Here is a 20,782-nt window from a genome sequence, read left to right on the forward strand (position 1 = left end):
CTAAAAACCGAGTTGCTCAATAATTTGATTTGCGACAATCTTCGCGCTTTGTTCATCAGTCTTAACTATTACGTCTGCAATCTCTTCATACAAAGGATTACGAACGTCAGCAAGATCTTCAAGCACTTCACGTGGATCATCTACCTGAAGTAAAGGTCGACGTTTATCACGTTGAGTACGAGCCACTTGCTTATCAATTGTTGTCTCAAGGTATACAACGATACCGCGAGCCGACAGATGATTACGAATGTCTTTGCTTTGTACAGATCCGCCGCCAGTAGCTAGGACAATGCCCTGCTTTTCCGAAAGGTCGGCGATGACTTGAGCTTCACGTCGACGAAAACCTTCTTCGCCTTCAACGTCAAACACCCATGCAATATCTGCACCTGTGCGTTGCTCAATCTCGTGATCTGAGTCGTGGAAATCTAAATGCAGCAGTTGGGCTAAGTGACGACCAATTGTGCTTTTACCTGCGCCCATAGGGCCTACCAGAAAAATATTGCGTTTTTCAGCCATTGTATATACGTCTGAATCTTATATGAAAAGTATGCCTTATCGACTTAAACTCAAGCCGACCTATTATTTAACCTTGCTCTAATGAGACTTGACGAAGGATTATCTCAGTTATGCACCAGTTGTTGCAAGTGATGTGAGCGATTTATAGTGAGTTTATTAAAAATAAATAATTTAACCCTAGATTCAGCGAGTTTAAAAAATGATGGTATGTTTAATGACCTTAATATAATCAAGCAATTAATTATTTTAAGGCAAAAAAATGCCAGCAATTAAGCTGGCATTAATATTTTTTATCTTTACAGTTTTTCAGTCACGATTTTCGGTGTCACGAATATCAATAACTCTTGACGTTCATTTGTATCTGATGTGTTTCTGAATAAGAAACCAACCAGAGGAATGTCACCTAATACTGGCACCTTACTAACTCGACTGATTAAGTTCTGCTGGTAAATACCGCCTAATACAATGGTTTCACCATTATCAACAAGCACCTGAGTACCAATTCGCTGAGTATCAATAGAAACCGCTTCACCCGTACCAGTTGAAACAACTTCACCACGGGTATCTTGAGTAATTTCTAAATCAAGAATGACACGGTCATCTGGGGTAATTTGCGGGGTTACTCGTAATGACAACACTGCTTTTTTAAATGACACAGTTGTGGCACCACTTGAGGCAGACTCCACATAAGGGATCTCTACACCTTGTTCGATATAGGCCGCTTTTTGGTTTGAAGTTGTAATACGTGGACTCGCAATAATTTCGCCTTTATTTTCTTGCTCTAACGCGCTTAGCTCTAAATCAAGTACGGTTCCATCAGCCATTTTCGCCACACTAAATGCAATACTGGCAGCATTAGAGGCCGAAGAGGGCAAGTTCACATTTAAGCGGTCACTTAGTGCAGGAATAACCCCAGCAACAATATCATTAGCGCCTTCTAGTGACCCAGAGGTACCTCTTTCACCTTGTTGATCAGTAATTCCCCAACGAATGCCTAAATCTTCAGAGACGTTATCCTTAACCGTCACCATTCTGGCTTCAATTAATACCTGCTTAATCGGGATATCCAGTACTTCAACTAAACGATGAATAGTTTCTAAAGTATCTGCGGTATCTTTGACTAATAAAGTATTGGTACGTTCATCAACCGCAACGCTACCGCGATTTGACAATAAGCTTGAATCAGCACTTTTCATCAACTCGGCAATATCGACCGCTTTTGCATAGTTTACCTGAATATATTCAGAATAAAGCGGCGCTAACTCTTTGACTTCTTGCTTGTTAGCCAAATCTTGCCTTTCTCGAATAGCCAGCTCTTCACTTGGGGCAACCATTAAGATATTGCCTTCAATACGCTTATCCAACCCTTTGGTTTGGAGAATTAAATCTAGCGCTTGATCCCAAGGCACATCATCTAAACGTAGAGTGATATTGCCTTCTACGGTATCACTGGTGACCAAATTGAAATCATTATAATCAGCAATAATTTGCAGTACTGTTCTTACAGAAATATTCTGGAAGTTAAGCGACAAAGAACGGCCATTATATTTTTTGTCATCCTTAGCAACGATGGCACGTTCTACTTTATTAATACTCACTTTGAACACATTACCGTCTTGCTTGTATGTGTAATCATAGTTGCCATCAACATCGACCATCAAACGGGCAGTTAAGTCTTCTTTAAAGGTCTCAAAGCTCGTGACTGGTGTATTAAAGTCTTGTACATCCATCACATATAAAAGCTCGCTTTTAATATCTGTGTTATACAATTTCACTTCTAATTTAGAGCCAACCTGAGCTACGTTGGCAGCAACAGAGCGATTATCTAAATGAATTAATAAATCGCCACCACCATTTTTATTGCGGCGAAAATCAATAGTATCAATGCCATTTACAAATGGGTTATCAGCGCTATCAGGCCCAGATACAGTATCGTTAACCGTTAAACGGTAAGTATTACCTACCACTTTGCCTTGATAAGGTTTTACCTCAGCTAAATCTACAACGATGTTCAGTGCGCCATTTTGTTGAGAGGTTTTTAAACTCTCAACCCCAACTCTATCGATAGTAATATCGTCTTTATCGAGGCTTGAAATACTATCGTCAAAACTTAATAGAATTTGAGCAGGTGACGCCTTCAAATCAACTTCAGGCTGAACAATGTCAGATTCGAACACCAATTCTAATTCTAATTGGTGATCAACAATAGAATGATACTTTACATCCACTAATTTATTCGCAGCTAACGCGCTTGGTAATGCACCAAGCAACAACACAGCACCGAGTACGGTTCTGAACAGTGATATTTTTGTGGTCGATTTTTGCATCGAGGCAGAAGATTTCATTATTCCCTCATCCTTCGCATTATTTGCCAGAAAGTTCTAAGTTGCTTGCTCTTTCAGCCCAGCAACCTGAACCATCAGGAATTAATTCTATAATTTCAATGTATTGCGGTGTGACTTCAGCTATTTTGCCATGGTAAAGTCCAAGATACTCACCGACACCTAAGCGATAAACATTGGTATCTGATGATTCAACTAAGGCCCAAACTGTGCCATCTTCACTTAACGTACCGCGCATTTTTAAATTATCTATAGCATACGTTTCTAAGCGCCCTTTACGACGTTTCAAATCTGGCTGTAAACAATCTCTACTTGTGTCAATCACTTCCTCTGTGAGCTCTCGAGAAGGTGGAACAAAAGGACTTCGCATAAGCTCTGCTTGATAGGCAAAATGCTCAAACTTAGGTGTTTCTTTTAACGGAGGAATGCGAGCAACATGCTGGGATTTAGTCGTTGTTACAAACAACTCCAAATCACTTCTGTCACCAATACAACCTGTTAGCAATAGCATGATGAGTAATAAGGGTAAGAGTTTCATTATTTCTTCCCCTTCTTATTCGCAGGTACTTTCGCACCTTCTTTAAATCGATAGGTTTTAGCTAAAATATCCATCGATAGACTACCTGAATCATCACGCTTAATGACAAAGTCATGCAAGCTGACAATCCGCGGCAATTTTGCGACACCGCTTACCATGCTGCCTAATTTATGATAATCACCTACAACTGACATTTTTATCGGGAATTCTAAGTAGAAATCACGCTCAATTTCAGTATCCCAATCTAAGCTATTAATTCGCAGTCCAGCATCTGTTGCTACGAATGTGGTGTCATCCAGTAAACCTGGCATTTCATTTTCAGATGGTAACATTTTTAAAAGTTCTGCAAACTGAGCTTCCATTACCACAAGTTGCTCACGATACAGTTTTAAGTTTGCCGCCAAACGATATTTAGTTTGAAAGTCTTCTTTTAGGGTTATTTCTTTTCTTTCTTCAGCATTAAGGACATCTATCGCATCGGAAATAAATAAATAATAACTGGCGCCAAGTACACAGATAGATAAAAAAGCAGCAAATACAATTTTAACTAATGCAGGCCAAGCGCCAATATTTTCAAAATCAATATCATTAAACTGCTCTAAGTCAAGATTCATTGCTGACCTCCTTGGCTTGAGCCAGTACTGATTTGGTCATCAAAAATAGTCACTCTTAATCTAAACTTTTGCAATTGTCGTAAGTTTTCATTATGACTAACAATTGACTGCATGCTTGGATCATTGAGGTATTGAGATGTTTTAACTTTTCTCATCATATTCGCGACGTTATTATTAGATTCACTGCGACCTTCAATCCACAACAAGCTACCTTTCTTTTCAATACTGGAAAGATAAATTCCTGGCGGCACAATTCTAACTAGTTCATCTAATACATGTGTTGGCAAATTACGAGATTGCTGCAGGTCTAGAATAATTTTAGTGCGACGTTCAATATCATCTTTACGCGCTTTAATTTTTCTAATTTCGGCAATTTGCGAGTCTAATAATGATATTTCAGACTGTAAGTATGAATTTCTAGCACGTTGATCGTCGATAACGACTTCAATAAAACTCAATGCCAGAAATACAATTAAACAGGTCATTAAAAACACTAACGCTAATATGCCAATAAAGTCTCGTTTGTGTTTTTCTCTGGCCTCTTCACGCCAAGGTAGTAAGTTTATGTTCGCCATTGAGCGTAACTCCTAAGCGCTAAACCACATGCAACCATATATTTACTGATACTAGGTTCTATTTGGTTTTTAATATCATCATCAGCATGTAAACAACCTTGAAAAGGGTTAGCAACAATTGAATGCACCCCTAAGTCATTAGCCAATAACGTTGTCATACCTTCAAGTTTTGCAGTGCCACCACTTAAGACAATATAGTCAACTTTATCTTTGCCGTTGGCAGTGCAGTAAATTTGTAAGGTACGTTTTATTTGTTGTAATAATTGGGTTTGAAATGGAGATAACACCTCAAACATATAATTGCGTGGTAAATCACCTGTGACTTTAGCATTTTCAGCTTCATCGTAAGACATACCGTAAAACGATAGAATTGATTGGGTAAATAACTCACCGCCAAATGCTTGCTCACGAATAAATGTCGTTTCGCCATTTTCTACAACCGCAAATGTCGTCATATTGGCGCCAACATCCACTAGCACAACGGATTTTTCATTGGCCCCTTCAGGAAGTTGAGCCAGAATAAGTTCTGCTGAACGCCCTAAAGCATAAGCTTCAACGTCAACCACTTTGGTATCAAGCTCAATTGCATCAAGTGAATCCATTCTTGAATCAATGTTGTCAGTACGGCAAGCACTTAATAACACATCTACCTTTGTTGGGTCGGTAGTGTTGGGATTAAGAGTTTCAAAGTCGATACTCACTTCATCAAGTGAATAAGGGATAAGATTATCTGCTTCAATTTCAATTTGCGCTTCCATTTCTTCTTCATTTAATGAAGCGTCCATGTAAATCACTTTTGTCATCACAGCAGAACCAGAAACAGACACTGCGGCAGATTTAATACCTTTCGGTAGTCCACGCTTTATGTGCCTTAATGATTCAATAACAGCTTCAGAATCACGAATTTCATGATCAACTACAGCTCCTTTTCGTAAAGGAGCTGATATATAATTTTGAATTTTATATCCATCAGCAGTCTTACCCAGCAATATGGCCTTTATTTCATGGGATCCAATATCGATCCCCACCATTTGCGGAGCTTGACGCTTCCAAAATTTAGAAAGCATATTCCATCATCGCATTTATTATTTTATATTTTAAAATAGATTAGCACAAAATCAACTCGTTATAAGTATTTGTATAAAATGTTTCTACATTTTACAACTAGTTTTTTTTTGTTTTCATGTTTTTACTTCACCAAAAACCCTCCCGCTTATATACTAGAAGCCATATTGTCGAACTTTGGATTATTTTGGTGAAGTGGTTTAAACGAATACTTATTGCTATTTTTAGCTTAACTTTATTGGGCGTCGGCACCATTGTCGCTGCTTATTTCTACGTTTTACCAGAATTACCGGATGTAAACTCGCTTAAAACGGTCAAACTACAGACACCTTTAAGAATTTATAGTCAAGATGGTTTATTAATTTCTCAATTTGGTGAAAAACGACGAATACCGGTTGAATATGAAGATGTGCCTCAGCAATTAATTAATGCGGTATTAGATACCGAGGATGCACGTTTCTTTGAACACCAGGGTATCGATCCTATTGGTATTATTCGCGCAGCCGTTATTTTGGTTACTACAGGCAAAAAAAGCCAAGGCGCCAGCACCATTACTCAGCAAGTGGCTCGAGGCTTTTTCTTATCCCGTGAAAAAACCTATATTCGTAAAACGAAAGAAATTTTTCTTGCGCTAAAAATTGAAAAAGCATTATCTAAAGAAGAAATCCTCACATTATATTTAAACCGCTCATTTTTAGGTAACCGTGCCTATGGTGTCGGCGCTGCAGCTCAAGTGTATTATGGCAAAGATTTAGCCCAACTTTCTCTGCCAGAAATGGCCATGATTGCCGGCTTACCCCAAGCGCCTTCTGCAGCTAATCCAATTCGTAATCCGAATCGTGCCATGACACGCCGTAACTGGGTTTTAGGCCGCATGTTGGAAAAACGCAATATCACCGAGACACAATACCAAGAAGCCATAAATGCCCCTATAACCGCGAAATATCATGGCGCAGAAATAGATCTATATGCACCTTACGTTTCTGAAATGGCACGTGATTATATGGTAAATAAGTATGGTGAAGAAGACGCCTATACTAATGGTTATAACGTTTACACTACCATTTCTTCAGATCTGCAATTAAAAGCTCAAAGCGCCCTACGCGATAATGTGTTTGCTTATGATCAGCGTCATGGCTACCGTGGAGCAATTAGCACCTTGTGGACAGATACACCTCTGGCCACCAGCGACATTATAGAAAACCTTAAAACGACCTCTGCAGTACAAGGTATTATTCCAGCAGCTGTCATGTCGGTTAGTGAGCAACAAGCAACTTTACTGAATACTAAAGGTGAAGAAGTTGTCATCCAGTGGAATGGCCTGAAATGGGCTCGCAAATTTATTAACGATCGCCGTCAAGGTAAGCCACCTAAAACAGCAGCGGATATTTTAACTGTCGGTGAAAAGGTATGGATTAGAGATAATGGCGAGTTTTGGCAATTATCTCAAATTCCACAGGTTTCAAGTGCAACGGTTTCATTAGAACCAAGCGATGGCGCTATTCGCACTTTGGTGGGCGGTTTTAGCTTTAGTCAAAGCCAGTATAACCGTGTCACCCAGGCCAAGCGTCAATTAGGCTCTAATATCAAACCGTTTATTTATGCTGCCGCGCTTGAAAAAGACTACACCCTTGCAACATTAATCAATAATGCGCCGATTAATAAGCCCGATACTCGTCAAGGTACGGCATGGCGACCAAAAAATTCACCTGACATTTATGGCGGTCCAACACGTTTACGCATTGGCTTAGCTCAGTCTATCAACGTAATGTCCGTTCGTACCATGCGTCATATTGGCTTAGATAACACCATAGATACCTTAGTTGACTTTGGATTTGACCCTGCTGATTTACCACGAAATGAATCTGTCGCTTTAGGGTCCCCTTCAGTAACACCACTGCAAGTCGCCACCGCCTTTAATGTCTTTACTAATGGCGGCTATTTAGTTGAACCTTATTATATTAGTAAGGTTACTGACTCATATGACAATGTCATTGAAAAAGCGTCGCCTGCACTGGCCTGCACCCCAGATGTCAATGAGGTTGATGATGCGACTAATAAGACAACCAACAGCATTGATGACCCTTTTGCAGCAATGGCTAATGAGTTTGTTAGCTCACAGCAAGCACCAGTTGAAACTGAAAACAGCTTAGACAATACACTTGCTAGTGCTGAGACTAGTTCTAATATTAGTGATACTGGTATTGCTGCTTGTGGAGATGAAAACGCGCGCTACGCTCCTAGGATCATTTCTGAGCAAACCGCCTTCTTAATTACTGAAGCCCTCAAAAGTGTAATCTGGGGTGGCGGCAATTGGAGTAAAGGCACAGGCTGGAATGGTACCGCTTGGCGAGCATCACGCTTGATAAAGCGTCGTGACATTGCAGGTAAAACCGGTACCACCAATGAATCCCGCGATACTTGGTTTAGTGGCTTTAACCCCACTCTCACCTCGACATTCTGGGTTGGTTTTGACGATCACAGCCGTAAACTAGGCAGAACCAGCTGGGTTGCCGATGGTCCTGAAAATCAAATATCAGGGGCTGAAGCTGGGGCAAAAACAGCAGGGCCTGGTTGGAATGATTTTATGAACCAAGCGCTCACTGGTACCGAAGAAGTTGCGAGCATTCCACCTAAAGGGATTATTTCGGCGCGTATTGACTTAGCTAGTGGCAAATTAACCCGTAAAACAGATTACACCACTTCATTTGAATATTTTATCGAAGGCACTGAGCCGACTGAATATGCCACAGAAGAAGTTATCGAAGATGATCTGTTTATAGAGAATCCGGCAGATGATTTATTTCAGTAAATAAATCCACCAGCAGTTATTTTTAAAAATTAGTCTGGTGTTAATGCATTAAAAAGTCCGCAATGATTAATCACTGCGGACTTTTCATTTAAGCCTAAAAGAAACAAATATAAACTAATAAGGCTTACATATTGTTTAGCTATTAGCTTGTTTCTGCGCTAATGCATATTTTACTTGCGCTAACGAGGTACCGCCTAAAGCTTCACGTTTTGCTAAGCATGACTCAATCGTTAAGCACTCATAAACATCATCACTGATAATTGGACTAAATTGCTGTAGCTCTGAAATAACAAAATCTTCTAATGGAGTTTGTTTGGCAATGGCAGCCACGACCACCTCACCAACAACATGGTGCGCTTCTCTAAATGGCATACCTTTAGCGACCAGATAATCTGCAAGCTCGGTAGAATTAGCATAACCTTGCTGAGCTGCTACTAAAGTTCTTTCACGGTTAACTTGCAAGCCACTTAATACTAATGCTGCCATTTCAAGACAAATAGACCAGCTATCCATGACATCAAATAAGCCTTCTTTGTCTTCTTGCATATCTTTGTTATAAGCCAGTGGCAATGCTTTCATGGTAGTAAGAATACCCATTAAGCTGCCATAGACACGGCCCGTTTTGCCTCGAATTAACTCTAAGGCGTCAGGGTTTTTCTTTTGTGGCATTAAAGATGAACCAGATGTCACTTCGTCATCAAGCTCAATAAAACCTGCTTCACCACTGTTAAAGAAAATTAAATCTTCAGCCATACGGCTTAAATGCATCATGCTTATTGAAGCGTCGCTACATAACTCAACAACATGATCACGATCTGACACTGAATCTAAGCTATTTAAGGTTGGCGCAGCAAAGCCTAATGATTGTGCAATTTGATGCCTGTCCATTGGATAAGCTGTTCCCGCAAGGGCGCCAGTGCCTAATGGACAAGTATCAGCACGCTTTAGTGCATCTTCTAAACGGCTAATGTCACGTTCAAACATTTCTACGTAAGCTAAACACCAATGGCCAAATAAGACTGGCTGAGCTCTTTGCAGATGGGTATAGCCAGGCATCACAGCATCAATTTCACGCTCAGCAAGCTTAACAAGTTCAGCAGAGAGCTTTTTCAGTAATGTAAGTGAGTGCTGACCTTCTTTTTTACACCATAGTTTTAAATCTGTGGCTACTTGGTCATTACGCGAACGCCCTGTATGCAGCTTTTTACCTAGGTCGCCTACTTTGGCAATTAAAGACTGCTCCACAAAACTGTGAATATCTTCTGCGCCAGAAGCAATAATCAATTCTGGTTTGTCAGCAACTTCGCTAAGTAGCTCATTTAGCGCACCATGCAATTGCTCACATTCTGCTTGGGTTAAAATGCCCACTGAAGTGATTGCTGAAGCCCATGCAATTGAGCCAATAATATCTTCTTCAATTAAACGATAATCTACTGGTAATGAGTCATTAAATAATTTAAATAATGCACTGCTTTCTTGACTGAATCTTCCGCCCCATAACGCCATGTCGATACCCTCTTTTAACTTATTCTATAAAAACGGGGCTATATGAGCCCCGTATCAATCTTAAATAACAGGAAATTACTTGGTATTTAATGCTCTAATACGGCTTGATAAAGAGTAAAGGCGGATAAAGCCTGCTGCATCTTTTTGGTCATAAACATTGTCGTCACCAAAGGTCGCGAACTCTTCTGAATATAAGCTGTTTGGAGAGCGCTTTTTCACCACACTTGCTTGGCCTTTATAAAGTTTGACGACCACTTCGCCGTTAACTAATTCAGCTAAAGATTCTGACGCGGCAATCAATGAATTACACAATGGCGTAAACCAACGTCCATCATATACAAGATGAGCCATTTGTGCGCCGACTTGCTCACGCCACTCACGGCTTGTTTTATCGAGCACTAGCTCTTCGATTGCGCGTAGGCCAGCAAACATCACTGTTCCACCAGGGGTTTCATAACAGCCACGAGACTTCATGCCCACTAAACGGTTTTCGGTAATGTCGATACGACCAACACCGTGTGCTGCAGCTAATTCATTTAGCTTCATTAGTGCGTCATATGGAGATAGCGCAACATCATCAACATGAGTAACACGACCATTGGCGATGGTTAGCCCAACATACTCAGGGGTACTTGGGGCATCTTCTGGTGCCACTGTCATGGTCCATACTTCTTTGCTTGGCTCATTCCACGGATCTTCTAACTCACCGCCTTCGTGAGAGATATGCCATGCGTTGGCATCACGGCTATAAATCTTAGTCGCTGACGCTGTAGTTTCAATATTTCTTTCAGCAAGGTAATCAAGCAAATCTTCACGGCTGACCATTGACCATTCACGCCAAGGCGCAATAACGGTTAACTCTGGTGCAAGTGCGGCAAAACAACCCTCGAAACGTACTTGGTCATTACCTTTACCGGTACAACCATGACATACCGCATCAGCGCCAACTTTACGGGCGACTTCTACTTGCGCCTTAGCAATAATTGGACGCGCCATTGAGGTACCCAGTAAGTACGTACCTTCATAGATAGCACCTGTGGCAATAGTCGGATAAATATAATCAGCCACCAGCTCTTCTTTTAAATCGACGATATAACACTCTGAAGCACCTGATGCGATGGCTTTTTCATATAAACCTTCAAGTTCTTCTGCACCTTGACCAACATCAGCACAAAAGGCGACAATTTCACAATTATCATAGGTTTCTTTTAGCCATGGGATAATCGCTGAGGTGTCTAATCCACCCGAGTAAGCTAATACGACTTTTTTAATATTTGGTTGTGCTGCAATTGACATGGTAATTCCTAACGTAAATTTGTTTTATAAAAGCTCGCTAACGCCAGCTGATGAAAATATGATTTATTAACCTAACAAAGTAACCAATACGGCGTTTTGTGCATGCATTCTGTTTTCTGCTTGCTGGAGGATAAGTGAACCTTCACCATCCACTACTTCTGCTGTTGCTTCCACTTCACGGTAAGCTGGCAAACAATGCATAAAGTAATTGGCACCTACCTTATTCATTAATTCACTATTAACTTGATAAGGCTTAAATTTCGCTTCAATTTCTGCCATTGAAGTATTGTCGCCCATTGAGATCCACGTATCTGTGTATATGGCATCTTGCGGGCCCATTTCACTCACATCCGAGGTCAAGATAAGCTTGCCACCATGCTTGGCAGCCAAAGCTTGTACTTCACAGACAATATTGCCGTCAGGGAAGTGGCCTGGCGGGCAAACTACAGTCATGGTCGCACCTAAGATAGCAGCGCCATACATCAAAGAGTGTGTCACATTGTTACCATCACCTAGGTAAGCTAATTTCACTTTACTTACATCATCAAACTTCTCTGATAAGGTCAAAAAGTCTGCTAAGCCTTGGCAAGGGTGGTACAAATTACATAGCGCATTAATCACCGGAACTGACGCATGTTCAGCAAGACCCGCAATAGTTGTATGCGAAAAAGTTCTTGCTACAATCGCATCTGCCCAGCACGAAATGTTAGTCGCAAAATCAGATACTGGCTCACGTTTGCCTAATACACCATTTTGTTGATCAAGATAAACTGAATGACCACCTAGCTTGTTAATACCGATATCAAAACTTACTCGAGTACGCAGTGATGGCTTTTCAAATAACATCACCACACTTTTGCCTGCCAGCGCTTGATTATAATCAGCTGGGTTTGCTTTAATTTTTTTCGCCAAAGCCAGTAAGTCTAATAGCTGGGTTTGCGACAAGTCTTTAAGTGATAATAAGTGTTCCATTAGCTTTGCTCCTAAGGCTGAATTTGAGTGCCAACGGATTGTCCGTTAGTTAATGCTATTAATTGTTGGGGTTGTTTCCATGAGGCGACCTGTACGGCTTTGCCCATCCATTGAGCGACCTCTAATGCCGCTTCAACTTTTACTTTCATGCCTTTTTCAATCACACCTTGCTCCACAAGCGAGCTAATTTGTTGTTGATCTAATTGGGCAATTAACTCACCTTTAGCATCAAGTACACCGGGTACGTCTGACAATAACACCAGCTGACCGGCAACGAGTTTAGCTAATGCGGTAGCGGCTTGATCGGCATTGACATTCAGCATATCGCCCGCTGGTGAAATCGCGATTGAACTGCAAATAGGTAACCAGTTTTGCGACAATAAATAAGTTAAATAACTCGGATCATTCGGTGATACTTCCCCCACCAAACCTAACTTTTCATGTTTAATTTTGGCATTGACGATATTGCCATCAGCCAAGCTCATGCCCACACTGACGATGCCAGCTTTAATTGCCGCGGCCTGTAAAATTTTATTCGATGTGCCTGCCAAAGCGCCAACAACAATCGGGATCTGATCAGCAGGGGTAACACGCAGGCCCTCAAGCTTAATCGTTTGCTTGCCATTAGCTTCAAGCTGTTCATCGACCAAGCAACCACCGCCGTGAACAAAAATCACTTTCTGCCCTTGCTGCATCATTTCAGCAACTACTGACATCAACTCTGCCATGCCAGGCTCTGATTGCAACAGCGCGCCACCCACTTTAAGTACGATAACAGGGTTGGTATTAGACATAATCAAGGCTCCTGTTATAGACCGAAGTGAATATTAATGCACTGCAGACCTTGGCTTGCAGCGCCTTTCATTAAATTATCAATGGCGCTAGCGACCACTAGGTAATTGCTTTGCGGGTCAAACTTCCAGCCCACGATACAATTGGGTGTTAGCACCACATCATCGACTTTAGGAAATTGGTTATGCTTTACGCTCACCAGTGGCGAGTCATCATATACGCCATAAGCTTTAGCAATGTCAGCTTCTGTAGTACCCGCTTTAAGTTGCACAGTAATGGTGGCTAAAATTCCACGCTTAAAATTACCTAAATGCGGGGTAAAGATAACTTCTTGACCCAGCTGGGTGGCGATTTCTGGTTGATGTCTATGCCCTAATACACCATAGGGGGTTAAGCTGACTTCACAAAAACTGGTATGCAATTGGGCTTTTCTGCCTGCACCGGTCACACCACTGACTGCGTTAATTACAGGGTAAGCATCAGTTAACAATGGTTTTAATGGTTTTAGCGCTGTGAGTGATGCAGTTGGATAACAACCTGGCACAGCAATCATTTTGCTATTAGCAATGGCTTGCGCGTTCCATTCTGCTAGGCCGTAAACCGCATCAGCAAGCACTGCTGCTTGAGTATGTTCAAAACCATACCATTTAGGATATTGAGCGGTATCAGCAAACCGATATGCGCCACTTAAATCAAATACAGCTAAACCTTGGTTATAAAAGAATGCGGCCAATTCCAAACTAACTGAATGCTCTGTTGCTAATACAACAGCGTCAGCTTGATCAACGATGGCTTGTTTAGCATCAGCCGATAACGGTGACAGAGGAATTTGAATGTGTTGATAACTCGGGTATAGATCTGCTAATAACCGGTCTTTATCTAGGCTGTTTTCAGAAACATATAAGCCTTGGATCGATAGTGACGCTTGCGCATCAATAAGAGCGGTGATTTGTGCTCCGGTATAACCACTAGCACCAATTATTGCGATTTTTTTCATTATGTTGTCATCTTTAAGTCAGTAAACTATTAATTTTTATTTGAAATATGAGCAGGGTGCTCGAGATTAAAACTATCGTCGAGAATAGTTTACTTTGGGATCTGTTACAGTGAATTGAATCGCAATTACATACATATCTATAGTTCTTAAATATTTATCAAGTTATGGTGAATTCCTTAGCTGTTTGCTAGACTAACACAAAACATTACTTATGCAATAATTATGAATGATTATTTAATTAAATATTTATAAAAGGCCCTTATGAACTCACTACCAGAATTAAAAGATGCTTTTAAACAGTTGATTGCACTACCTTCAATCAGTGCCTTAGAAGTAGAACAAGATATGAGTAACCATGCAGTTATTGCACTGCTACAGTCTTGGTTTAGCGACATGGGGTTTGACTGCACAATTAGTACTGTCGCTGATAGCAGAGGTAAACAAAACCTTGTCGCCACCATTGGTTCTGGCAAAGGCGGCTTGTTATTAGCTGGCCACACCGATACCGTTCCCTTTGATGAAGGTCGTTGGAGCCAAAGTCCATTTGAATTAACTGAGAAAGACAATCGCTGGTATGGCCTAGGTACCTGCGATATGAAAGGCTTTTTTGCCCTAATCATGGAAGCGTTAAAAGACATCCCATTAACTGAGTTAAAGCGTCCATTACATATTTTTGCCAGTGCCGATGAAGAAACCACCATGAATGGCGCTAAAGCCTTTGCTGAATCAACATCTATAGCACCAGATTATGCCATTATCGGCGAGCCAACCAGCTTAAAGCCGGTGTATATGCATAAAGGCCATTTAGCCCAAGGTATTCGCGTTATTGGTCGCAGTGGTCATTCATCAGATCCTGCACGTGGGCTTAATGCCATCGAGATAATGCATCAAGTCACAGGTCAGTTAATAAAGCTCAAGCAACACTTAAGTGAAAACTACCGAGAAGATGCCTTTAGCGTGCCCTACCCAACCATGAACTTTGGCCATATTCACGGCGGCGATGCAGCCAACCGTATTTGTGGCTGCTGCGACTTACACCTTGATATTCGCCCACTGCCCGGTATTGAATTAGCTGATTTAGAGTTAATGGTCATTAACTACCTTGCTGAAATTAATAAGCAATATCCAGGCAGTATTGAAGTACGCACCTTATACCCAGGCTCTGAGTCATTTGCAGGAAAAGCTGATAGTTATTGGACCAAGCTGGTTACTGAGCTTGCTAATAGCCAAGCTGAAGTGGTTAATTACGCCACTGAAGCGCCTTATATAAATCAATTAGGCTGTCAAACATTAGTACTTGGCCCCGGGAGTATCAATCAGGCCCATCAGCCCGATGAATATATTGGCCTTGAATATTTAACCCCAACGGTTGAGCTCATTAAAAAACTGATTTATCAAGCTTGTATTAAATAACAACAAGCAGATTAATGGCTTTTGAATTTATCTCATCAGCCATTGACCAAGCAGTTGTCGCTCGCTATTGTGCTAAAGCTTATGGAAAAATTGTCACCGCTTATTAAGTAACTTATGGAGTAATTATGGCAGATCAAACCGCCGATATGTATGCATCCTTGCGTTCTAATGTCAGCAACTTAGGACAAATTTTAGGTGATACTATGCGCGATCATCTTGGTGAAGGTTTTCTCGAAAAGGTCGAGCAAATCCGCATTTTGGCTAAAGAATCCCGCCAAGGAAATGCAGAATCACGCCAACAGATGCTCATTTTACTCAACTCGCTTCCTGATGAAGAATTAGTTCCTTTTGCCAAAGCCTTCAATCAATTCCTTAATTTGGCGAATATCGCGGAGCAATTCCATACCATTAGCCGTAATTGTGATGAGCTTGTATGTACACCGGATCCAGTAGAGCAGCTACTTGGACGAATGCTTAACAGCAGCTCCAATGAGCAAGAGGTTATTCAGTGTCTTGAAAACCTCGATATCGATTTAGTACTCACAGCACATCCCACCGAGATTTCACGTCGCACCCTCATTCAAAAATACTCCGCGGTGGTCGATTGTCTGACAGAGCAAGAAAATCAGCAACTAACTGAGCGAGAAATAGGCCAATCTCATTTACGCTTACGCCAGCTCATCGCACAAATATGGCATACCAATGAAATTCGTCATGACAGGCCAACCCCTGTTGATGAAGCTCGCTGGGGACTTAGCACAATTGAAACATCACTATGGCAAGCTGTACCCGACTTCTTACGCCAGCTCAATGATCATGTACAAGCTAAAACGGGCAAACAAATTTCCACAGACATATGCCCAGTACGTTTTTCTAGCTGGATGGGCGGAGATAGAGACGGTAATCCATTTGTTACCTCAGTCGTCACACAAGAAGTATTACTACGAAACCGCCATGCTGCCGCACGCTTATACCTCAAAGATATCGTTAAGCTGATTAATGAATTATCCATGGAAGATGCCAGTGAAGAACTGATGGCATTAACCAATAACAGTAAAGAGCCCTACCGTGATGTGCTGCGTGATCTACGTAACAAATTACGTAATACCATCGACTACTTAAATATCCGCCTTGAAGGTCATCAAGTCGATATGAAACCTGATGAAACTATTTGGGAACTTGAAGACTTAAAGCTACCACTAGAGCTGCTATACCGTAGTTTAACCTCATCAGGTATGCGGCTTATTGCCAACGGATTATTGTTAGATATTCTTCGCCGTATGGCCTGTTTCGGTATCCATATGCTCAGGTTGGATATCCGCCAAGATGCTGAACGTCACAGCGACGTCATTGCCGAGCTAACACGCTACTTAGGCCTAGGTGACTATGATCACTGGGATGAAAACGAAAAGCAGGCGTTTTTATTACGTGAACTAACAGGTCGCAGACCGCTTATTCCAAGCACGTGGCAACCAACGGCTGACGTACAAGAAGTGCTTAACACCTGTAAACTGGTTGCAAGCCAGCCTGCGACAGCACTGGGTTCATATGTTATTTCAATGGCAAGTAAGCCATCAGATGTATTAGCGGTGCTGTTATTACTTAAAGAAAGTGGCTGCCAGCATCCAATGCGCGTAGTGCCATTGTTTGAAACATTAAGTGATTTAACCACAGCAGCAGATTGCATGACTCAACTGCTTAATATTGACTGGTATCGCGGTTACACCAAAGGCATGCAAGAGGTGATGATCGGCTATTCTGATTCAGCCAAAGATGCCGGCGTGATTGCTGCTGCATGGGCGCAATATCATGCCCAAGAGCAATTAGTAGCAGTATGTAAGAAAGCAGATGTAAAACTGATGCTGTTCCATGGTCGTGGTGGCTCCATTGGCCGAGGCGGCGGACCAGCTCATAAAGCAATTTTATCGCAACCACCGGGTTCTGTTGATGGTCGAATTCGTGTCACCGAACAAGGGGAGATGATCCGCTTTAAATTTGGCCTACCTAAAGTGGCCGTTCAAAGCTTGGCTTTATATACTTCAGCAGTTATGGAGGCAACCTTACTGCCGCCACCTGAGCCTAAACAGCAATGGCGTGACTGTATGCAGCGCTTAGCAGATGATTCAGTTAAAGCCTATCGCGGCATCGTCCGTGAAGAGCCTGATTTTGTGGCTTACTTTCGCGCAGCGACACCTGAAGTTGAACTAGGTAAACTGCCATTAGGGAGTCGCCCAGCAAAACGTCGTGTCGATGGCGGCATTGAGAGTTTACGTGCCATCCCATGGATATTTGCATGGTCTCAAAACCGCCTAATGCTACCAGCATGGTTAGGTGCAGGCGAAGCACTACAAGCCGCGTCACAACGAGGTGAAGCTGATTTACTCATAGAAATGGAGCAACAATGGCCATTCTTTGAGACCCGTGTTTCAATGCTTGAAATGGTATACATGAAAGCGGAGCCAAACCTTGCTAGTTATTACGATAGCTGCCTTGTTCCTGATGAATTAAAACATTTGGGCATAAAGCTGCGCGCCAGCCTACAATTAGGTATTGATGAGGTATTGTCATTAACCCAATCAGAAGAGTTAATGGCGCATACACCTTGGAACCGCGAGTCTGTTAAGTTACGTAACCCGTATATTGACCCACTCAACTTTTTACAAGCTGAATTGCTCGCTCGTACCCGTAATGAAGATCAAGCATCTAAACAAGTTGAACTTGCACTGATGTTAACCATTGCTGGCGTCGCAGCAGGAATGAGAAACACTGGCTAATGCGCATACTTAAATGTGGTTTAGGTTTACTAATGCTATTACTGACTGGTTGCGCCACTCAGTACAGCATTAGTGAGTCTGAAGTTGAAGATTACCTAAATAACGAGATGCATTATGAAGTCTCCCAAGGTAACCAAGTTTTTGGGCTTCAACTTAAACTCAATGATATGGAAGTAGAATTGGGCCACAAGCCCAATACTATTTCGGTCACAGCCCAAACAAGAATGGCCGTTAAAAACCCTTTCAAATCTATAGAAGCGGATCTTGTGACAACATTTGAGGCTGAGCCTTGGTATGACGTTGAAACCAAAAGCATCTATTTAAAGAAGTTAGATTTGGTTGAGGTTAAATCAACCCCCGCAGATATTGAAAAAATGCTTTCATCAATCACACCACAGCTAATGATGTTTCTTAGTACTTTTCTAGCATCGCAACCTGTCTACGTGCTGGATGAAAATGATGCTAATCAAGCACTAATGGCCTCAATCACCAAAGAGATTGAAGTGCAAAAAGGCAAGATTGTCATTAAGTTTTAAACCTTAATAACTCAACAGAAACAAAAAAAAGTAGCAATAAATATTGCTACTTTTTTTATATAAAGACAATACGCTCAATTACTTATCAAAACGTTTTATTGATGGGTAATCAACAATAATCGCTTCATCTAATAATGCTCTGCGTAACATGTCATAGGCAACTGCAGCGCTTAAACTGCGCACCAAACTTCGTGAGCGGCTGGAAACTTTAATCATCTGACTATATACCGCATTTTTAGTCGCCAGCGCAATGGCCACTGTCCCAACAGGTTTTTCCTCTGAACCTCCATCAGGTCCAGCTATGCCACTAGTAGATAAGGCGTAGTCACTATCTAAAATCTCTCTAGCGCCTTTAGCCATAGCCTCAACAGTTTGAATAGAAACCGCGCCGTGATCATCCAAAACCTGTGGATTAACCCCTAGTACTTTGACTTTCGATTCATTGCTATAGGTCACTAAGCCATGATGTAAATAAGATGAGCTGCCTGCAAAATCAATTAACTGGCTCGTTACTAAACCGCCAGTACAAGACTCTGCAACACTTAAACTAAAACCAGATTGATATAAACGTTGATGAATTTCTGCAGCAAGTGTGGGCTTATCATCAGCGACCACTGCAGTACCGAGAATCGCTTTGACTTCTTGGGTCACGCTTGAGAGTTGTCTAATTGCTTCATCGCCACGAGCAAATATTTTAATCTCAATATGTGGCATAGAAGAGCGGTAACCTAAGGTGACACCATCAGGCAAAGTTAAATCCGCTAGGCTATCAGCTAAAGAAGACTCCCCATGACCTATGGTAAGCAGTTTTTTTAGCGCAGTGTTTTCACTAGCTTTAAATTCAGCCTTAATAAAAGGAATAAACTGCTCGGTGATCATGTGCTTTAATTCAAAAGGAACACCGGGAGTAAAAAATAACCATGCTTTATTTAACTTAACTCTAAAACCACATGCTGTTCCAACAGGATTATCAATCATTACTGCAGACTCAGGTAACCAAGCCTGTTTAAGGTTACTCTTGGCCATCACACGGTTGTTACGCGAAAACCATTCAATTAATTTCTCTCGCCATTCAACATTCTCAACTAAAGGCTCCCCCTTAGCTAACGCCATCGCTTCTGCTGACATATCATCACTGGTTGGCCCTAAACCGCCGTTAATAATAATCACATCGGCATGATGGCTTCTATCAATAAATGCTTGAACAAGATCAACTAAGCGATCACCAACTGTAATACGGTGCTGCATTTCAATACCTAACTCCATCATGGTATTAGCAACCCAGGCAGCATTAGTATCTATAATCTGGCCAGATAGTACTTCTTCGCCAGTACAAATCATCTCTAGTTTCATCATTATCCCTAAAAAGCCTGTCTTGAAAAGAAACAACAAGCAAGATTAAATCCGCAAAATAACCTACAAGATAGCTTACCATCATGATAGCTGCATTACGTTACTGCTATTTAATACTGCAATAGGTTGTTTTAAGTTCAACTTGTGCACTCAACAGGTTCTTAAGTGAATTATTAATTGTAAGCAGCGCTATAATCACAAACACAATAAAGCCTGACTCTTAAGTAATAGGCTAATTATTCTATTTAGAAAAATTAGGCCATTGACTTAAAGCTGGTTCTACATTGGCTTATTGCCCACATTTATATTCAGAAAAATATGGTTAAACACTTCAATTATCAGAACTTGTTGATATTTATATCCTAAAAACGAAAAAAGCCCTAACTGTTAAGTCAGGGCTTTATCGACTCTCTTATGAGAGATATTAGGCGCTTGGCGATGTTCAGCTGCGGATAAATCCTTCGCGTTCCATGTCTGTATAAAACCTTGCTTTATAATCACAGACATTACACCCTACTTTCACATGGGCATTCGTCCACACTCACCGCTCACGCTGATATGTTGCAGCTAATGACTCAAGTTATCAGCATTAGGTATTGTTGTTTCCCCCCAATACGAAAAAAGCCCTGACTGTTAAGTCAGGGCTTTATCGACTCTCTTACGAGAGAAATTAGGCGCTTG

The 20,782-nt window shown here is 41.4% G+C and carries 16 protein-coding genes; 4 read left to right on the plus strand and 12 right to left on the minus strand.

The genetic code is table 11. The annotated features are described in order from the left end of the window. From aroK to AB4140_RS13955, 6 genes are all read right to left on the minus strand, one after another. Window positions 1-516, minus strand: coding sequence for a shikimate kinase AroK (gene aroK / locus AB4140_RS13930; RefSeq protein ID WP_076541984.1), 516 nt, complete (start codon window positions 514-516; stop codon window positions 1-3). A gap of 296 nt (window positions 517-812) precedes the next feature. Next, a complete protein-coding gene (locus tag AB4140_RS13935) occupies window positions 813-2,861 on the minus strand; it encodes a type IV pilus secretin PilQ (RefSeq protein WP_102440339.1) in 2,049 nt (682 codons plus the stop codon). Window positions 2,862-2,880: 19 nt separating this feature from the next. Then, window positions 2,881-3,396 (minus strand): pilus assembly protein PilP, encoded by a 516-nt coding sequence (locus tag AB4140_RS13940; protein ID WP_102440340.1) that lies wholly within the window; start codon window positions 3,394-3,396, stop codon window positions 2,881-2,883. Then, a complete protein-coding gene (locus tag AB4140_RS13945) occupies window positions 3,396-4,010 on the minus strand; it encodes a type 4a pilus biogenesis protein PilO (RefSeq protein ID WP_076541990.1) in 615 nt (204 codons plus the stop codon). Before AB4140_RS13945 ends, AB4140_RS13940 begins: the two co-directional genes overlap by 1 nt. Next, entirely contained in the window at window positions 4,007-4,585 is a 579-nt protein-coding gene (locus tag AB4140_RS13950; protein WP_102440341.1) for a PilN domain-containing protein, read from the minus strand. The genes AB4140_RS13945 and AB4140_RS13950 overlap by 4 nt, the downstream gene beginning before the upstream one ends. Continuing rightward, a complete protein-coding gene (locus AB4140_RS13955) occupies window positions 4,573-5,652 on the minus strand; it encodes a pilus assembly protein PilM (RefSeq protein ID WP_102440342.1) in 1,080 nt (359 codons plus the stop codon). The genes AB4140_RS13950 and AB4140_RS13955 overlap by 13 nt, the downstream gene beginning before the upstream one ends. Window positions 5,653-5,840: 188 nt before the next feature. Here AB4140_RS13955 and AB4140_RS13960 point away from each other — a divergent pair, with 188 nt between their 5' ends. Next, window positions 5,841-8,462 (plus strand): penicillin-binding protein 1A, encoded by a 2,622-nt coding sequence (locus AB4140_RS13960; protein WP_198589290.1) that lies wholly within the window; start codon window positions 5,841-5,843, stop codon window positions 8,460-8,462. A 135-nt stretch (window positions 8,463-8,597) separates the two neighbouring features. Here AB4140_RS13960 and argH read toward each other — a convergent pair whose 3' ends face one another. The 5 genes from argH to argC all read right to left on the minus strand — a co-directional run bounded on the left by argH (window position 8,598) and on the right by argC (window position 14,025). Further along, window positions 8,598-9,968, minus strand: a complete 1,371-nt coding sequence (argH, locus tag AB4140_RS13965) for an argininosuccinate lyase (protein WP_102440344.1) — start codon at window positions 9,966-9,968, stop codon at window positions 8,598-8,600. 75 nt (window positions 9,969-10,043) lie between these two features. After that, complete coding sequence (locus AB4140_RS13970; RefSeq protein ID WP_372001400.1) at window positions 10,044-11,264, minus strand: argininosuccinate synthase; 1,221 nt, start codon at window positions 11,262-11,264, stop codon at window positions 10,044-10,046. Between the two features lie 66 nt (window positions 11,265-11,330). Continuing rightward, on the minus strand, window positions 11,331-12,236 hold the full coding sequence (locus tag AB4140_RS13975; RefSeq protein ID WP_372001402.1) for an ornithine carbamoyltransferase: 906 nt from the start codon (window positions 12,234-12,236) through the stop codon (window positions 11,331-11,333). Between the two features lie 11 nt (window positions 12,237-12,247). Next, window positions 12,248-13,030 (minus strand): acetylglutamate kinase, encoded by a 783-nt coding sequence (gene argB / locus AB4140_RS13980; protein WP_102440346.1) that lies wholly within the window; start codon window positions 13,028-13,030, stop codon window positions 12,248-12,250. A gap of 14 nt (window positions 13,031-13,044) precedes the next feature. Next, window positions 13,045-14,025, minus strand: a complete 981-nt coding sequence (gene argC, locus AB4140_RS13985; protein WP_372001404.1) for an N-acetyl-gamma-glutamyl-phosphate reductase — start codon at window positions 14,023-14,025, stop codon at window positions 13,045-13,047. Window positions 14,026-14,286: 261 nt separating this feature from the next. On the opposite strand from argC, the gene argE reads away from it, so the two are divergent. The 3 genes from argE (at window position 14,287) to AB4140_RS14000 (ending at window position 18,748) form a co-directional block, all read left to right on the plus strand. Next, the gene (gene argE / locus AB4140_RS13990; RefSeq protein ID WP_102440348.1) at window positions 14,287-15,438 is read left to right on the plus strand and encodes an acetylornithine deacetylase; all 1,152 of its coding nucleotides are present in this window, start codon (window positions 14,287-14,289) and stop codon (window positions 15,436-15,438) included. Window positions 15,439-15,563: 125 nt separating this feature from the next. After that, complete coding sequence (ppc, locus tag AB4140_RS13995) at window positions 15,564-18,212, plus strand: phosphoenolpyruvate carboxylase (RefSeq protein ID WP_372001406.1); 2,649 nt, start codon at window positions 15,564-15,566, stop codon at window positions 18,210-18,212. After that, entirely contained in the window at window positions 18,212-18,748 is a 537-nt protein-coding gene (locus AB4140_RS14000) for a DUF1439 domain-containing protein (RefSeq protein WP_372001408.1), read from the plus strand. The genes ppc and AB4140_RS14000 overlap by 1 nt, the downstream gene beginning before the upstream one ends. 78 nt (window positions 18,749-18,826) lie before the next feature. On the opposite strand, the gene AB4140_RS14005 is transcribed toward AB4140_RS14000, so the two are convergent. Beyond that, window positions 18,827-20,101: a CinA family nicotinamide mononucleotide deamidase-related protein gene (locus AB4140_RS14005; RefSeq protein WP_372001412.1), complete on the minus strand. Its 1,275-nt coding sequence runs from the start codon at window positions 20,099-20,101 to the stop codon at window positions 18,827-18,829. Window positions 20,102-20,782 lie beyond the last annotated feature (681 nt).

This window comes from Shewanella sp. 10N.286.51.B2, from assembly GCF_041469265.1.
Lineage (GTDB): Bacteria > Pseudomonadota > Gammaproteobacteria > Enterobacterales > Shewanellaceae > Shewanella.

Excerpts from the sequence above, each read along its gene's own strand:
- aroK (WP_076541984.1), bottom strand. The coding sequence starts at position 516 with ATGGCTGAAAAACGCAATATTTTTCTGGTAGGCCCTATGGGCGCAGGT.
- AB4140_RS13935 (WP_102440339.1), bottom strand. The coding sequence starts at position 2,861 with ATGAAATCTTCTGCCTCGATGCAAAAATCGACCACAAAAATATCACTG.
- AB4140_RS13940 (WP_102440340.1), bottom strand. The coding sequence starts at position 3,396 with ATGAAACTCTTACCCTTATTACTCATCATGCTATTGCTAACAGGTTGT.
- AB4140_RS13945 (WP_076541990.1), bottom strand. The coding sequence starts at position 4,010 with ATGAATCTTGACTTAGAGCAGTTTAATGATATTGATTTTGAAAATATT.
- AB4140_RS13950 (WP_102440341.1), bottom strand. The coding sequence starts at position 4,585 with ATGGCGAACATAAACTTACTACCTTGGCGTGAAGAGGCCAGAGAAAAA.
- AB4140_RS13955 (WP_102440342.1), bottom strand. The coding sequence starts at position 5,652 with ATGCTTTCTAAATTTTGGAAGCGTCAAGCTCCGCAAATGGTGGGGATC.
- argH (WP_102440344.1), bottom strand. The coding sequence starts at position 9,968 with ATGGCGTTATGGGGCGGAAGATTCAGTCAAGAAAGCAGTGCATTATTT.
- AB4140_RS13970 (WP_372001400.1), bottom strand. The coding sequence starts at position 11,264 with ATGTCAATTGCAGCACAACCAAATATTAAAAAAGTCGTATTAGCTTAC.
- AB4140_RS13975 (WP_372001402.1), bottom strand. The coding sequence starts at position 12,236 with ATGGAACACTTATTATCACTTAAAGACTTGTCGCAAACCCAGCTATTA.
- argB (WP_102440346.1), bottom strand. The coding sequence starts at position 13,030 with ATGTCTAATACCAACCCTGTTATCGTACTTAAAGTGGGTGGCGCGCTG.
- argC (WP_372001404.1), bottom strand. The coding sequence starts at position 14,025 with ATGAAAAAAATCGCAATAATTGGTGCTAGTGGTTATACCGGAGCACAA.
- argE (WP_102440348.1), top strand. The coding sequence starts at position 14,287 with ATGAACTCACTACCAGAATTAAAAGATGCTTTTAAACAGTTGATTGCA.
- ppc (WP_372001406.1), top strand. The coding sequence starts at position 15,564 with ATGGCAGATCAAACCGCCGATATGTATGCATCCTTGCGTTCTAATGTC.
- AB4140_RS14000 (WP_372001408.1), top strand. The coding sequence starts at position 18,212 with ATGCGCATACTTAAATGTGGTTTAGGTTTACTAATGCTATTACTGACT.
- AB4140_RS14005 (WP_372001412.1), bottom strand. The coding sequence starts at position 20,101 with ATGAAACTAGAGATGATTTGTACTGGCGAAGAAGTACTATCTGGCCAG.